The sequence below is a fragment of the Sphingobium sp. genome, assembly GCF_048594625.1.
Taxonomy (GTDB): Bacteria; Pseudomonadota; Alphaproteobacteria; order Sphingomonadales; family Sphingomonadaceae; genus Sphingobium.
The window spans coordinates 54437-68469 of the sequence record NZ_JBMDWL010000059.1 but is presented as its reverse complement, the minus strand read 5'-3'; the positions used below and the strand labels follow the sequence as shown (position 1 = coordinate 68469).

13 protein-coding genes are annotated in these 14033 nt (G+C 62.9%); 5 read left to right on the top strand and 8 right to left on the bottom strand.

The annotated features are described in order from the left end of the window. The first annotated feature begins 184 nt into the window (after positions 1-184). The 4 genes from ACOJSJ_RS07535 to ACOJSJ_RS07520 are packed head-to-tail and all read left to right on the top strand — an operon-like array spanning position 185 to position 4445. Positions 185-313 carry a hypothetical protein gene (locus ACOJSJ_RS07535; RefSeq protein ID WP_420144369.1) on the top strand — a complete coding sequence of 43 codons (129 nt, stop codon included), beginning with the start codon at positions 185-187 and terminating at the stop codon, positions 311-313. Then, positions 310-1887, top strand: coding sequence for a PepSY-associated TM helix domain-containing protein (locus tag ACOJSJ_RS07530; protein ID WP_420144368.1), 1578 nt, complete (start codon positions 310-312; stop codon positions 1885-1887). The genes ACOJSJ_RS07535 and ACOJSJ_RS07530 overlap by 4 nt, the downstream gene beginning before the upstream one ends. Next, on the top strand, positions 1884-2165 hold the full coding sequence (locus ACOJSJ_RS07525) for a DUF3325 domain-containing protein (protein WP_420144367.1): 282 nt from the start codon (positions 1884-1886) through the stop codon (positions 2163-2165). The genes ACOJSJ_RS07530 and ACOJSJ_RS07525 overlap by 4 nt, the downstream gene beginning before the upstream one ends. A 27-nt stretch (positions 2166-2192) precedes the next feature. Continuing rightward, positions 2193-4445 carry a TonB-dependent siderophore receptor gene (locus tag ACOJSJ_RS07520; protein ID WP_420144366.1) on the top strand — a complete coding sequence of 751 codons (2253 nt, stop codon included), beginning with the start codon at positions 2193-2195 and terminating at the stop codon, positions 4443-4445. Positions 4446-4843: 398 nt separating this feature from the next. On the opposite strand, the gene ACOJSJ_RS07515 is transcribed toward ACOJSJ_RS07520, so the two are convergent. The 3 genes from ACOJSJ_RS07515 to ACOJSJ_RS07505 all read right to left on the bottom strand — a co-directional run bounded on the left by ACOJSJ_RS07515 (position 4844) and on the right by ACOJSJ_RS07505 (position 7032). After that, the gene (locus ACOJSJ_RS07515) at positions 4844-5656 is read right to left on the bottom strand and encodes an isochorismatase family cysteine hydrolase (RefSeq protein WP_420144365.1); all 813 of its coding nucleotides are present in this window, start codon (positions 5654-5656) and stop codon (positions 4844-4846) included. Positions 5657-5835: 179 nt separating this feature from the next. Then, entirely contained in the window at positions 5836-6255 is a 420-nt protein-coding gene (locus ACOJSJ_RS07510) for a hypothetical protein (RefSeq protein WP_420144364.1), read from the bottom strand. A 27-nt stretch (positions 6256-6282) separates the two neighbouring features. Next, positions 6283-7032 carry an SDR family NAD(P)-dependent oxidoreductase gene (locus ACOJSJ_RS07505; protein ID WP_420144363.1) on the bottom strand — a complete coding sequence of 250 codons (750 nt, stop codon included), beginning with the start codon at positions 7030-7032 and terminating at the stop codon, positions 6283-6285. A 99-nt stretch (positions 7033-7131) separates the two neighbouring features. On the opposite strand from ACOJSJ_RS07505, the gene ACOJSJ_RS07500 reads away from it, so the two are divergent. Continuing rightward, on the top strand, positions 7132-8013 hold the full coding sequence (locus ACOJSJ_RS07500) for a LysR substrate-binding domain-containing protein (protein ID WP_420144362.1): 882 nt from the start codon (positions 7132-7134) through the stop codon (positions 8011-8013). Between the two features lie 80 nt (positions 8014-8093). On the opposite strand, the gene ACOJSJ_RS07495 is transcribed toward ACOJSJ_RS07500, so the two are convergent. From ACOJSJ_RS07495 to ACOJSJ_RS07475, 5 genes are read right to left on the bottom strand one after another with little or no spacing between them, the layout of a single operon-like run. Next, positions 8094-8930 (bottom strand): HpcH/HpaI aldolase/citrate lyase family protein, encoded by an 837-nt coding sequence (locus ACOJSJ_RS07495; protein ID WP_420144361.1) that lies wholly within the window; start codon positions 8928-8930, stop codon positions 8094-8096. Then, positions 8927-9376: a MaoC family dehydratase gene (locus tag ACOJSJ_RS07490; RefSeq protein WP_420144360.1), complete on the bottom strand. Its 450-nt coding sequence runs from the start codon at positions 9374-9376 to the stop codon at positions 8927-8929. Before ACOJSJ_RS07490 ends, ACOJSJ_RS07495 begins: the two co-directional genes overlap by 4 nt. Before the next feature lie 36 nt (positions 9377-9412). Next, positions 9413-11266 (bottom strand): acetyl/propionyl/methylcrotonyl-CoA carboxylase subunit alpha, encoded by a 1854-nt coding sequence (locus ACOJSJ_RS07485; RefSeq protein ID WP_420144359.1) that lies wholly within the window; start codon positions 11264-11266, stop codon positions 9413-9415. 5 nt (positions 11267-11271) lie between these two features. Beyond that, complete coding sequence (locus ACOJSJ_RS07480; protein ID WP_420144358.1) at positions 11272-12873, bottom strand: carboxyl transferase domain-containing protein; 1602 nt, start codon at positions 12871-12873, stop codon at positions 11272-11274. Then, positions 12870-14015, bottom strand: a complete 1146-nt coding sequence (locus tag ACOJSJ_RS07475; RefSeq protein ID WP_420144357.1) for an isovaleryl-CoA dehydrogenase — start codon at positions 14013-14015, stop codon at positions 12870-12872. The genes ACOJSJ_RS07480 and ACOJSJ_RS07475 overlap by 4 nt, the downstream gene beginning before the upstream one ends. Between the last annotated feature and the right edge of the window lie 18 nt (positions 14016-14033).

Genomic DNA, 14033 nt, shown 5'->3' with positions numbered 1-14033 from the left:
TATGGCGAATGGGATTGGCGATCGAGCATGAGATTGTTACCGCGTGCTAATAGGTCGCATTAGCAATATCACCAGACGGGGGCTATTGGCTCTGCTTGGTGGCTATGCTGTTGCTGCCATATGGGCTGCCGCGCTCGCGCGGTGGTTACCCGGCGCGCGGATCGACGCCACGATGTCGGCGACCATGATGTCTTTTCTCATCTATACCGGCGTTGCGATCTGGGCCTTTGCTGCACGGCGATTTGGCAGAGCCTGCCTGACCCTGCTCGTCATCGGCGTTGCAGGCCTCCTGCTGGCGATGGTGCCGCGATGAGCCATGTTCGGCAGACGCAGTCCATCCTCCACAGCTGGTCCGGCCTGTTGCTGGGTTGGGTGTTGTTCGGCGTATTTCTGGCCGGAACGGTCAGCTTCTGGCGGGATGAAATCAGTCGCTGGGCCAGACCGGAATTATCGGCAGCGATGGATCGTCCAGCCGTTCTGCACGGCGCGATGAATTTTCTGACGACCAGGGCGCCCGTCGCAAAAAGCTGGACCATCGAATTGCCGACCGCACGCGGTGCGGGAACGCGCGTGGAATGGCAGCTGCAACCCAAAAAAGGGGAAAAACCAAAACGGCGACGCGCCGCCCCGGCCAGCCAGTGGCTGGACGGCAATGGCCGCGTAGCAACGGTGCGCGACACCGAAGGGGGCGACTTCTTCTATCGCCTGCATTTCGATCTTCATTATGTGCCGGTCATCTGGGGGCGCTGGTTCGTTGGCCTGTGCGCCATGATGATGCTGGTCGCGATCGTCAGCGGCATTATCACCCATAAGAAGATTTTCCGCGATTTCTTCACCTTCCGGCCGGGGCGCAGACAGCGCAACTGGCTGGACGGGCATAATGCCACGGCGGTTCTGGCGCTGCCTTTCCACCTGATGATTACCTATACCGGGCTGATCACCCTGATGAGCCTGTACATGCCATGGGCCGCCATCGCCAACTATGGGGGCCTTACCCCCATGTATCGCGATCTGTTCCCGCGCACCGAAGTGCCATCGCGGATCGGCACGCAACAGCCCTTGCCCCATCTTGACCCGATGGTGAAGCAGGCGGAAAATCTGTGGAGCAGGGGGCATCTGGCCGCGATCCGCATCACCGAACCGGGGGATACCGCGCAACGCATTGAAATGACGCGGCGTCTGTCCGATCGCATCGTCGATGGCGGGCAGGTCATCATTTTCGACGGGAAAGGCGCGCTGGTTTCAGGGCCGCGGGGGCAAAGCGCGGCGCTTGATACGCGCGGGGCGATGATCGGCCTGCATGCCGGGCGCTTTGCGGATATTGTCATGCGCTGGCTTTATTTTCTGTGCAGCGCGGCCGGGACGATCATGGTCGGCAGCGGCCTTGTGCTCTGGACGACCAAAAGGCGCGAAAAGCTGCGCGAAGGCGTAAAACTCCATCGGGGCGTCCATGTCGTCGAACGGCTGAACATCGCCTTCATCGCGGGCATGCCACTTGCCATGACGGGTTTCCTGTGGGCCAACCGGCTGCTGCCCGTCGCCCTGAAAGGACGGGCCGATGCGGAAATCGCCGCCATGTTCTGGCTCTGGGGCGCAGCGATCCTGATTGCCCTTGCCTGCAAACCGCGCGTCGGATGGACGGCGCTGTTTGCCCTGACCGGCCTGTCGCTCCTGACGCTGCCCATCGGCGACATGATGCTGACGGACACTGGCCTGGTCGCCAGCATGGCGCGGGCGGACTGGCCGATGGTCGGCATGGAAACCGGCTTCCTGATCCTTGGCGCCATCTTCCTCTGGCTCGCTGGCCATGCGTCGGGACGACGGCGACGGGCCGACACGAAGGCAATCCGTCCCAACGGCCGGAACGCCATGATGGCAACGACATGATGATCCTGTTGTCCTTCATTCTTGCCCTGACGGGCCTCGCAGCCATGGGCCTGTCGCAGGCTCAGCACCATCAATGGGCGCTCGGACGCAAGCTGGATGACGGCCGGGCGTTCCTGATCCGCTGGGTTGGTTTCAGCTGCATCGCGTTCAGCCTGATTCCCGCCATTGCCGCCTGGGGACCAGCGTTCGGACTCGTCGGCTGGTTCGGCATCATCAGCGCCGCCGCCTTCGCGCTGCTCCTCCTGCGCACCTATCTGCCGCCGCCGACGCGGCCCTGATCGACCATATCCAATAGGGGGAAATTCATGTCCAATCGAAACCATCTGACCGCTCTGCTGGTCGGCAGCGCCCTGACGGCGCTGGCCACGCCCGCCGCCCTTGCCCAAAGTCAGGCGGACGCGGTAGACGCGCGAGAAAAGGCGAAGGAAACGCGCATCGACGAAATTCTGGTCGTCGGACGCAGCGAAGGCTATCAGACGGGCGAAACCAACACCGCGACCAAATTGCCGCTGACGCTGCGTGAAACGCCGCAATCGGTGACGGTCATCACCCGGCAGCGGATCGAGGATTTCAACCTCATCACCATTCAGGACGTGCTGGATCAGACGCCCGGCGTTTCCGTGCAATCCTATGACAGCAACCGCACCCGTTTTCAGGCGCGCGGTTTCAGCATCACCAATTTCCAGCTCGACGGCGTACCGTCCAATTTCAACGTCGGCGCCAGCGGTAACAGCGTGATGCCCGACACGTCGATCTTCGAACGCATTGAAATCGTGCGCGGCGCGGCGGGCCTTGTCACCGGCACCGGCGATCCGTCCGCCACCATCAATCTGGTTCGCAAGCGCCCGACCCGTGACCTGCATGCCAATGTAAACCTGACCTATGGTTCGTGGGATTATGTTCGTGCGGAAGCCGACGTCGGCGGTCCGGTTATCGCCAGCGGCAAAATTCGCGCCCGCGCAGTCGCCGCCTACAGCTATCGCGACAGCTATATCGATTTTCAGAAGGACCGTTCGCCCAGCCTGTACGGCGTGGTCGAAGCGGACATCAGCGAAACGACACGCCTGCGCGCCGGTTTCGACTATCTGCGCACCGACAGCCAAGGCGGTTCGTGGAGCGCCGTGCCACTCTTCTTCAGCGATGGCAGCCGCACCGATCTGCCACGCTCCTACAGCGCGGCTGCGAAATGGAACCGGTGGGAACGCGACAACAAGAACGCCTTCGTCACGCTGGAGCAGGAAATCGGCCGCTGGGTTGCGCGGGCCGCCTATAATCACCGCTGGACCGATACGGAAAGCCTGCTCTTTGCCGGGTCGAACAGCACCTTCTTCCCCAATCGGCAGACCGGACTGGGCCTGAACGTCGTCAATACATATGGCATTTCGCATACCGAGGAAGATTCGATCGACGGCTATGCCACCGGCCCGGTCCGGCTGTTCGGCCGCGACCATGAAGTGGTTCTTGGCGTCAACCATTATGACCGCGAACTGGAAAATGTCGCGACGACGCTGACGCCGGCCTATGGCCTGCCTACCGTCCGGATTGGGACCACGACTTACACGCTGTTTCCCAGTATTTTCACCTGGGACGGTGATGTGCCACGCCCGACGACTGCCGATCGGGGTTTCAATTCCAGTGTCGATAATATGAAACAGACCAGCGTCTACGGCGCGGTGCGGCTCAACCCCACCGATGGGCTGAAAATCATATTGGGCGGCCGCTATACCGACGCCAGCACCACGACCGACACCTACAACACCAGCACCAATCCCGGCGCGCTGACCCGCACGGTGAAGGTGGGGGACAAGAAATTTTCACCCTATGCCGGTGTCGTGCTGGACCTGACGTCCCAGATTTCCGCTTTTGCCAGCTATGCGCAGGTCTTCACTGTCCAGACGCAGCGCGACGTCAATAACGAACAGATCGCGCCGCTGACCGGCAATAATTACGAGTTCGGTTTCAAGGGCGAATTTTTCGAAAAGCGTCTTTATGCAGCGCTCAGCGGTTTCCACATGAAGCAGGACAATGTCGCACAGCTGCTGTCGGGTGCGCCGCCGCTGCCCGATGGTTCGACGCCCTATCAGGCGGTAAGCGGGGTCAAGACCTGGGGCGCGGAACTGGAAATCGCGGGGTCGATCACGCCTGACTGGCGGATCGCGGGCGGCTACACCTATGTGCACAGCGAAAATGCCGATGGCAGCCGCTTTTCGCCCGACACGCCGCATCATCTGGCAAAGCTGAACACCACCTACCGCGTCGGTCCGGTGACGGTGGGCGGGGGCGCGACCTGGCAAAGCCAGATCTATCGCGCGATGCCGATACCGACCGGCGCGTTCCTGGCCAATGGTCAGCCCGTGACCGCAACTGGCAATGTGTATCAGAAAAGCTATGTCCTGCTGGACCTGCTCGCCCGGTACGACCTGTCGCCCAATGTCAGCATCGGGGTGAACGCCACCAATGTGCTGGACAAGACCTATTACCGCAATGTCGGCTTTTTCAATTCCGGCTGGTACGGCACGCCGCGTCGCGTGCTGGGCAATCTGCGCTGGAAATATTAAGCGCCAGAATATGTTGCGCCCATGGTCGGAGCCGTCCGGCCATGGGTTCGACACGCAAAATCCGCAATCATGAAACAGCGAAGGTGACAATCATGAGCAATGGGTGTTGGCGGCCGGATCGGGGTTAGTGATTTAACATAATCTTTGTTATCGATCATACTCGCTGTAAGCGCCGGATAGAAATGATGCCCTCAGGCGGCCTGAAACCGCCACCCGCGCCCGGCCTGCCCAATGCATGGCCATGCGCGGCGTCAAACCACCGGCGCAAGGGGCGGCCTGGACCGGGGACCGGTCATTCTGGCGGGTTTCGGCGGGGTGGAGCGGGCTGTATGTCGGTGTTGACGCAATATTGTCTGTCCGGGCAGGCCCCCTTAAAGGGGGCCTGCCCGGACGGGATTTTACTTCTTCATCATCTCCACGGTCTGCGCCGTCGTCCATAATCCGTTGGCCATGTAGCGGAAATTGATGAGCGCGGAGAGATTGCCATCGCCTTCGGGCAGTTTCGGCGCGGCGATGGCGTCGCGAACGACGGCGACTTCGAACCCCTGTTCCAGAAATTCGCGGACATGCGATTCCACGCACATGTTGGACAGCATGCCCACGACGATGATCTGGTCTACCCGCTGCTTGCGCAACTGGAACGGCAGGTCGTTGACCTGCGGCCCGTACAGCTTGTGCGGGGATGCGATGACCGTTTTGCCATCGAAGATATAGGGTTTGAATTCCGGCAGGAAATCCGCCCCCGATCCTTCGAACCCATCCAGGGTATAGGGGCCCTTGCGATCGAAGATGCCGACATCATGCTGGAAAATCTCCAGCGGTCCCTGCACCTTCCATTCATGGTCCCATTTATAATAATGGTGCGGGGAAATCGCGACCACCATGCCCGCCGCCTTCGCCGCCGTGAACAGTTGATGCAGATGCGGGATCAGCTGCTGTTCGCGCACCGCTTCGCCCACCACCGGCCATGCCTTGCCCTTGGGGTCCATGAAGTCGTTCTGCGGATCGATCACGACCAGCGCAGCCCTTTTGGGATCGAGGACCATGTTCCCCTTTTGCAGCGCAGGATTGGCCGGATCGGCATAGACCGATCCGGCAGATGGCGCAGGCCCCGCATCGGCAGGCCCCGCCGCCATCAGCGCCATCGCGCAGGTCAGCGGCGCGAACGCCCTGCTCCATATGGATAAAGTCCGGTTCGTGAACATCGCCATCTCCCGCTTTTGAAACACATCTCGCCCCATGAGTATGAAGCGAGATCGTTTCGGCTGCGATCAGACATGTTGGCAGGATCGGGTATACTTTGTGATAGGCCCCGCGATGGCGGCGCCGATTTTGCGCAAAAGCCTGCGCCGTCAGGAGCGGCGCAGGCTGATCTGCGGTGCTGAAGGGATCAGTTCTGACGGGGAGGCAGGAAATCCTCGGCATCTTCGGCCCGCGGCCATGCGGTGACCGTTTCACCGGCCACCATCCAGCGCCCGTCTTCCTTGCGCATACGCAGTTCATACATGGCGGGCGGATTGGACGGGCTCATCCGGCGATAGAGGATCGCGGTCGCGTGATCGCCCTGCTGTTCGACATGCAATATCTTGTGCTCGGTGGAAAGCGGCGGATTATTCGCAGCGCCGCGCGCATGAAATTCCGCCATCATGTCCGCGCGCGGAACGCGGGCGACTGTGCCGTCTCCGCTGACGAACAGAATGGATTGATCGCCGGTATACAGGCGCTCCATATCCTCCATCTGATAATGGCTGCCAAAATTCACGACGTCCTGAATGAAGGTGTCGATGGCGGGGTCATGGTTCTGGTTCATAAACGTTCTCCAGTAGATATGATGCGGTCAGATCAGCGAAATGCCACCATCGACGGGCAGGTTGGCGCCGGTGATGAAGCTCGACTGGTCGGACGCCAGGAACAGGATCGCCCGACCCAGTTCGTCCGCCTTGCCCATCCGGCCGAGCGGAATGGTCTTTGCCAGATGCGCTTCGAACCCTTCGCGCGCATCGTCCGGCACGCCCAGCTTGCCCAGGATCGGGGTATCGACGGGACCGGGGCTGACGATATTCACGCGGATCCGGCGATCCTTCATTTCCAGTGCCCAGCTACGCGCAAAGGCCTCGATCGCCGCTTTCGCACCGGCATAGACGGCATGCCCCTCCAGCACCTTTTGGCTGGCGATCGAGCTGGTCAGGATGATGCTGGCGCCGTCGCGCAGGACCGGCGCGATCTTCTGCACGCCAAAGAAGACGCCGCGCGCGTTGATGCCGAATTGCGAGTCATAATCCGAGATCGTGACGGCCTGCGTCGGTTTGATCACATTTACCCCGGCGTTGGCGACATAGATATCCGCGCCGCCGAAACGCCCCTTCACAAATTCGGCCACCCGATCATGCGTCGCGATGTCCGCAACGTCGCCGACCAGCCCGTGCGCGCGCTCGCCCAGCGCCTCGACCGCCGCGCCCACGGCATCCTGCCGACGCCCCACGATCACCACATCGGCCCCCTGCGCGATCAGCGCCTCCGCTGCTGCATAGCCGATGCCGCTATTGCCGCCGGTAACGATGGCGACCTTGTTCGAAAGCATGTTCATAATCTGGCACTCCTGTTATCGGACGCCAGATATGCGTTGCGACTTTGTCATGTTAGACGCGCAAAGGCGCATTCACTTATTCCCAAAAGGCACAAATCGATGGACCGCACGCAGGGACTGCTGGCATTTGTGAAATCGGTCGAGGCCGGTTCATTTTCGGGCGGAGCGCGGGCGCTGGGCACCACGCCGTCGGCCGTGTCGCGCAGCATCGCGCGTCTGGAACAGAGGCTGGAAACCCGTCTGTTCCAGCGTTCGACCCGCAACCTGTCGCTGACGGAGGAAGGGCAGGCCTATTTCGACCGGATCGCTCCCCTGCTGCGCGATCTGGAGGATGCGGACGAAGTGCTGGCTCCCGACGGCGCGATCCGGGGCACGCTGCGCATCACCCTGCCCAGCGTATTGGGGCTGCCGCTGATGGACGCGATCCTGATGGATTTCCTGCCCCGCCATCCCGAACTGCGCATTCAGGCCAGTATCGGCGACCGTCATGCCGATCTGATTGCGGAGGGGTTCGACCTTGCCCTGCGTGCCGGTATCCTGCCCGACAGTGCACTGACGGGCCGTCCGCTGGGCGACGCGACGATCTGTCTGGTCGCCTCGCCCGGCTACCTAAATGGCGCGGGTCGGCCGGAACGACCGGCGGACCTGATGGCGCATCGTCACATCCGTTATCTGTCGGGCCATCGCCCCTATCCCATCCATTTTGCCGACGGCACCGTCGTAACGCCGGAAGGGCATCTGGATGTCGACAATGGCATGGTCATGCTGCGTGGCGCGCTGAAGGGCGCTGGCATCGCGCAACTGCTCTACCCCGTCGTGGCCGATCATCTTGCATCCGGGGATCTGGAGGAAGTCCTGCCGCAATGCCCGCTGGCCAGCATTCCGCTGCATTTCCTGCATGCCTTCGCCCGGCGTCCCCCTGCGCGCGCCCGCGCATTCATGGATTTCGTGGCGGCCCGGCTGGAGACGCAGCGGCGTTAAGGCATGTTGAAGTCATCCCGAACAGGGGACGGTTCGCATCGTGCGGGAAGCCAAAAGACAAACCGGATGAAAGGGGCGCCTTACCCCGCCCGATCCAATATGCGTTGCGCCTGCACCAGATGGGGCCGGTCGATCATATGCCCGTTCAGCATGAGCGCCCCTGCGCCCGGACTGGCGGCAAAGGCTTCCACGATCGCGCGGGCACGGGCGATTTCGGCGGCACTGGGCATGAAGCCCTGATGGATGATGTCGATCTGACGCGGATGGATGGCCATCATACCGACGAACCCGTCCCGTTTCGCGCGCGCGACATAGGCGGCAAGCCCGTCCGCATCGTCGACATGGGGATAGACGGTTTCGATCGCCGGGGTGCGCGCCGCATGGGCGGCAAACAGGGTCAAGGACCGGACCATTTCATAGGGTGGTGTATAGCGCCCATCCTCTTCTCTGGATGTCAGCGCACCGATGGCGGCGGGCAGATCCTCCGCCCCCCAGGTCAATCCCGCCAGATGACCGGCGACCGATGCATAGCTGCCCAGCTGAAATATGGCCGCGGGCGTTTCCGTCGCGATCGGCATGATCGGAATGGACGCCCCGTCCATCATGGCAATCAACGCATCGATGCTGGCCGCGCCCTCCGCCTTGGGCAGCATGATCCCATCCGGCCTGCCCGGCAACGCCGCCGCCAGATCGGCCTGCGTCATGCCCCCGTCCAGCGGATTGACCCGCACGAAGGTCGGTACGTCCCTATCCCCGGCCAGCCATTGCGCCACGGCGTCCCGTCCCGCCTGCTTGCGATCGAACGCCACCGAATCCTCCAAGTCGAGGATGATGGCGTCCGCGCCGCTGGCCGCCGCCTTGGCAAAGCGTTCCGGCCGGTCGGCGGGCACGAACAACAGCGATCGCAGCGCCGTCATGCGGATGTCTTCAGCAACGCCATGCGCAGGCATTGACACACCACCTCATCCCGCTGGTTCAGCAGTTCGTGGGAAAAGGTGACGATCCCGGCATGGGGGCGGGACTTGGACGCCTTCAGCTCCGCCACCTGCGTCACCGCCCGCATCGTATCGCCGATCGCGACCGGCCGGGGATGCACCAGCTTGTCGTAACCCAGATTGGCGACCAGCGTGCCCAGTGTCGTATCCGTCACCGACAGGCCGATCATCAGCGCGAAGGTGAAAGTGCCGTTGACGAGGATCTGGCCGAACTCCGATGCCTTCGCCGCCTCCGCATCCAGATGCAGCGGCTGGCTATTATGGGTCATGACGGTGAACAGCAGATTGTCCGTTTCCGTCACGGTACGGCGGATGTCATGTTCGATCCGGTCGCCGACCTGCCACTGATCGAAAAATCGCCCTGCCATGAATATGGTCCCTTCTTTCAACAGGTTTATACAGGTTCAGCGCTCGTCCGCGTCGATCTTCACCAATAACGCGCCTTCGCTGACCTGACCGCCTTCCACCGCGTTCAGTGCAGCGATATGGCCGTCGAACGGCGCGATCAGGCTATGCTCCATCTTCATCGCTTCCAGTGTCAGCAGCTTCTGCCCCTTCGTCACCATGTCACCCGCCGCGACCGCGACCGCGATGATGCGACCGGGCATGGGCGACACTATCGCGCCGTCCGATGCCGCCGCACCGGTCGCGCCATCGGCACGGAATCGCGACAGACGCCATGTCTGCCCCCCTTCCCCGACCAGCGTTTCCGCGCCTGCATCCCCCATGATCGCCCCGCGCGGATCGAACGACACATCGATCGGCGCGCCGTCCAGCAGAAATGTCGCCTGCGTCCTGACCGGCCCGTTCAGACGGAACCCGGCGACCGGGCCGCCATGCGACAGCCTGCCCGCAGCCATGGCCAGCACATTGGCGGTCGGTTCGGTCGGCGGCATCAACGCATCGCCTTCGCGCGCGATCAGGCCGGTATCGACCTGTCCGGCAGCGAAATCGGGATGACGCAGCGCCCTGACCAGAAATCCCGCATTGGTCCGCAGCGGCCAGATGCTGCTGCCATCCAGCGCATCGGCCAGACGCTGGCGGGCAGTGTCGCGATCGGGACCATGGGTGATCACCTTGGCGATCATCGGATCGTAAAAGGGCGAAATCTCCGCGCCCTGCTCCACGCCAGTATCGATGCGGCAATGCGCGTCACCCGTACCCAGACTGAACCTGTCCAGCCGTCCGATGCTGGGCAAGAACCCCTTGGCCGGGTCTTCGGCATAGAGGCGCGCTTCCATCGCCCAGCCATGGATCGACAGGTCGGCCTGCCGCATCGGCAACGCTTCCCCGGCGGCTACGCGCAACTGCCATTCGACCAGATCGACGCCGGTGATCGCTTCCGTCACGGGATGTTCGACCTGAAGCCGCGTGTTCATTTCCATGAACCAGATGCGATCGGCGCGCAGCCCGTCGCTGGCGTCGGCGATGAATTCGATCGTGCCGGCGCCGACATAGTCCACCGCTTTCGCCGCCCGCACCGCCGCGTCGCACAGCGCCGCGCGCGTATCCACATCCATGCCGGGCGCGGGCGCTTCCTCTATCACCTTCTGATGACGGCGTTGCAGGGAACAGTCGCGTTCGAACAGGTGGACGAGGCCCCCATATCTGTCGCCGAACACCTGCACTTCGATATGGCGCGGCCGCTGGATGAATTTTTCGATCAGCACATGATCATTGCCAAAGGAGGATGCCGCCTCCCGCTGGCAGGATGCCAGCGCGTCGGGGAAATCGGCCGACGCCTCGACCAGCCGCATCCCCTTGCCGCCGCCGCCCGCGACCGCCTTGATCAGCACGGGATAGCCGATCAGGTCCGCCTGCGCGCGCAGATGGTCTGGCGACTGATCCTCCCCCAGATAGCCCGGCGTGACCGGCACGCCGGCCCTGGCCATAAGCGCCTTGGCCGCATCCTTCCGGCCCCTGGCCATTCTGCGGGCCGGATCCGCCCCGACCCAGATCAGTCCGGCATCCATCACCGCCTGTGCAAATTCGGCATTTTCGGACAGGAAGCCATAGCCGGGGTGGATCGCCTGCGCCCCGCTTTCCAGCGCGGCGGCGATGATGCGATCGCCCAGCAGATAGGATTCGCGCACCGGCGACGGGCCGATATGCACGGCCGCATCCGCCTGCCGCACATGCAGGGCATTGGCGTCCGCATCGGAATAGACCGCGACGGTGCGGATACCCATCCGCCGCGCGGTGCGGATGACGCGGCAGGCGATTTCGCCGCGATTGGCGATAAGCAGCGATTGGAACATGGCCGTCACATCCTGAATATGCCGAACTGCGCGCGGTCGGGCACCGGCGCGTTCAGCGTTGCGGCAAAGGCCAGCCCTAGCACGTCGCGGGTCTGCGCCGGATCGATGATCCCATCGTCCCACAACCGCGCGGTTGCATGATAGGGATTGCCTTCCTCCTCATATTTCTGGCGGATCGGTGCCTTGAACGCCTCGGCCTGCACCGACGACCAGCTGGCCGCGTCGCGATGGACTGTCGCCAGCACGCTTGCCGCCTGTTCCCCGCCCAACACCCAAATGCCGCTGTTGGGCCAGCTGAACAGGAAACGCGGGCCATAGGCACGCCCGCACATGCCATAATTGCCCGCGCCGAAACTGCCGCCGATCAGCACGGTGATCTTGGGCACCTGCGCCGTGGCGACGGCGGTCACCAGCTTTGCGCCATTCTTGGCAATCCCCTCCGCCTCATAACGGCCGCCGACCATGAAGCCGGAGATATTTTGAAGGAACAACAGGGGGATGCGCCGCTGACAGGCCAATTCGATGAAATGCGCGCCCTTGACCGCGCTTTCACTGAACAGCACGCCATTATTGGCCAATATGGCGACCGGCATGCCATGGATATGGGCAAATCCGCACACCAAAGTCGTGCCGTACAGCGCCTTGAACTCATGAAACTCGCTGCCATCGACGATGCGGGCGATAATTTCGCGCACGTCATAGGGCGCACGGACATCCTGCGGGATGATGCCATACAGATCGGCCGGGTCATATCTGGGCGGCACCGCCGCGCGCAGGTTCAGGTCTGGCGTCCGATCGGGCTGCATGGTGGACACGATGTCGCGCACGATGGTCAGCGCATGATCGTCGCTGTCTGCGACATGATCCACCACGCCGGACTTGCGCCCGTGCAGGTCGCCGCCACCCAGATTCTCCGCACTGATGACCTCCCCCGTCGCCGCCTGCACCAGCGGTGGCCCGGCCAGGAAGATCGTGCCCTGATTGCGCACGATGACGCTTTCGTCCGACATGGCGGGCACATAGGCGCCGCCTGCGGTACAGCTGCCCATGACGCAGGCGATCTGGGGAATGCCCTGCGCGCTCATATTCGCCTGATTGAAAAAGATGCGGCCGAAATGGTCGCGGTCGGGGAACACCTCCGCCTGATTGGGCAGGTTCGCGCCGCCGCTGTCGACCAGATAGATGCAGGGCAGCCGGTTTTCCGCCGCGATTTCCTGCGCGCGCAGATGCTTCTTCACGCTCATCGGGAAGTAGGTGCCGCCCTTCACCGTGGCGTCGTTGCACGCGATCATCACCTGACGCCCCGACACGCGCCCGATCCCCGCGATGATCCCGGCGCCCGGCACCTCGTCGCCATACAGGCCGTTCGCCGCCAGCTGCCCCACCTCCAGAAAGGGCGAACCGGGGTCCAGCAGCCGCTCCACCCGGTCGCGTGGCAACAGCTTGCCGCGCGCGACATGCTTGTCCCGTGCGCTGTCCGAACCGCCCTTCGCGGCGGTGGCGACCTTTGCGCGCAATTCCTGCGCCAGCGCGCGATTATGCGCGGCATTGGCGCGAAACTCCGCACTGTCGGCAAAGACCTTGCTGTCGAGGATGGGACCGCTCATGCGCCGACCAGCTCCCGCCCGATCAGCATCCGGCGCACTTCATTGGTGCCCGCGCCAATATCCAGCAACTTGGCGTCGCGCATGAAGCGTTCCACCGGCCAGTCCTTCGTATAGCCCGCACCGCCCAGCGCCTGTACCGCCTCCAGCGCGACCTTCACCGCATTTTCCGACGCCAGCAGGATCGCGCCCGCCGCGTCGAACCGCGTCGTCCGCCCCGCATCGCACGCCCGCGCCACCGCATAGACATAGGCCCGCGCCGAATTGAGCGCGACATACATGTCGGCGATCTTCGCCTGCATCAGCTGGAATGCGCCGATCGGCTTCCCGAACTGTTTGCGTTCCCGGACATAGGGCAGCACGACGTCCAGGCACGCCTGCATGATGCCCAGCTGGATGCCCGCCAATACCGTGCGTTCATAATCCAGCCCCGACATCAATATGCCCACGCCGCCGTTCAGCGGCCCCATGATATTGTCTTCGGGCACTTCGCAATCGTCGAACACCAGTTCGGCGGTGGGCGATCCGCGCATCCCGACCTTTTCGATCTTCTGCCCGATGGAAAACCCCTTCATGTCCTTTTCGATGATGAAGGTCGTGATCCCGCGCGATCCCTCTCCCGTCTTGGCATAGACGACCAGCGTGTCGGCATAGGCCGCGTTGGTAATCCAGTATTTCGTGCCGTTCAGGATATAGCGGTCGCCCTTCTTTTCCGCCTTCAACTTCATTGACACGACGTCCGACCCGGCTCCCGCTTCCGACATGGCGAGCGACCCGATATGGTCGCCGGAAATCAGCGGGGGCAGATATTTCGCCTTTTGCGCGGGGCTGGCCCAGCGGCGGATCTGGTTGACGCACAGGTTGGAATGCGCGCCATAGCTAAGGCCGATGGAGGCTGACGCCCGCGCCACTTCCTCCTGCGCGACGACATGTTCCAGATAGCCGAGGCCAAGGCCGCCAAATTCCTCCTCCACGGTGATGCCGTGCAGGCCCAGCGCACCCATTTCGGGCCATAATTCGCGCGGAAACCAATCCTTTGCATCGATTTCCGCTGCCAGCGGCGCAATCCGGTCCGTCGCGAAGCGGCTGGCGCTTTCGCGGATCATGTCGGCATGTTCGCCGAGCGCAAAATCAAATTCGCTCATCAGCTATCCTCTTCCTGC

Bases quoted from the DNA above. Each gene is read 5' to 3' on its own strand.
- ACOJSJ_RS07535 (WP_420144369.1), top strand. From the start codon at position 185: ATGATGTCTTTTCTCATCTATACCGGCGTTGCGATCTGGGCCTTTGCT.
- ACOJSJ_RS07530 (WP_420144368.1), top strand. From the start codon at position 310: ATGAGCCATGTTCGGCAGACGCAGTCCATCCTCCACAGCTGGTCCGGC.
- ACOJSJ_RS07525 (WP_420144367.1), top strand. From the start codon at position 1,884: ATGATGATCCTGTTGTCCTTCATTCTTGCCCTGACGGGCCTCGCAGCC.
- ACOJSJ_RS07520 (WP_420144366.1), top strand. From the start codon at position 2,193: ATGTCCAATCGAAACCATCTGACCGCTCTGCTGGTCGGCAGCGCCCTG.
- ACOJSJ_RS07515 (WP_420144365.1), bottom strand. From the start codon at position 5,656: ATGGCGATGTTCACGAACCGGACTTTATCCATATGGAGCAGGGCGTTC.
- ACOJSJ_RS07510 (WP_420144364.1), bottom strand. From the start codon at position 6,255: ATGAACCAGAACCATGACCCCGCCATCGACACCTTCATTCAGGACGTC.
- ACOJSJ_RS07505 (WP_420144363.1), bottom strand. From the start codon at position 7,032: ATGAACATGCTTTCGAACAAGGTCGCCATCGTTACCGGCGGCAATAGC.
- ACOJSJ_RS07500 (WP_420144362.1), top strand. From the start codon at position 7,132: ATGGACCGCACGCAGGGACTGCTGGCATTTGTGAAATCGGTCGAGGCC.
- ACOJSJ_RS07495 (WP_420144361.1), bottom strand. From the start codon at position 8,930: ATGACGGCGCTGCGATCGCTGTTGTTCGTGCCCGCCGACCGGCCGGAA.
- ACOJSJ_RS07490 (WP_420144360.1), bottom strand. From the start codon at position 9,376: ATGGCAGGGCGATTTTTCGATCAGTGGCAGGTCGGCGACCGGATCGAA.
- ACOJSJ_RS07485 (WP_420144359.1), bottom strand. From the start codon at position 11,266: ATGTTCCAATCGCTGCTTATCGCCAATCGCGGCGAAATCGCCTGCCGC.
- ACOJSJ_RS07480 (WP_420144358.1), bottom strand. From the start codon at position 12,873: ATGAGCGGTCCCATCCTCGACAGCAAGGTCTTTGCCGACAGTGCGGAG.
- ACOJSJ_RS07475 (WP_420144357.1), bottom strand. From the start codon at position 14,015: ATGAGCGAATTTGATTTTGCGCTCGGCGAACATGCCGACATGATCCGC.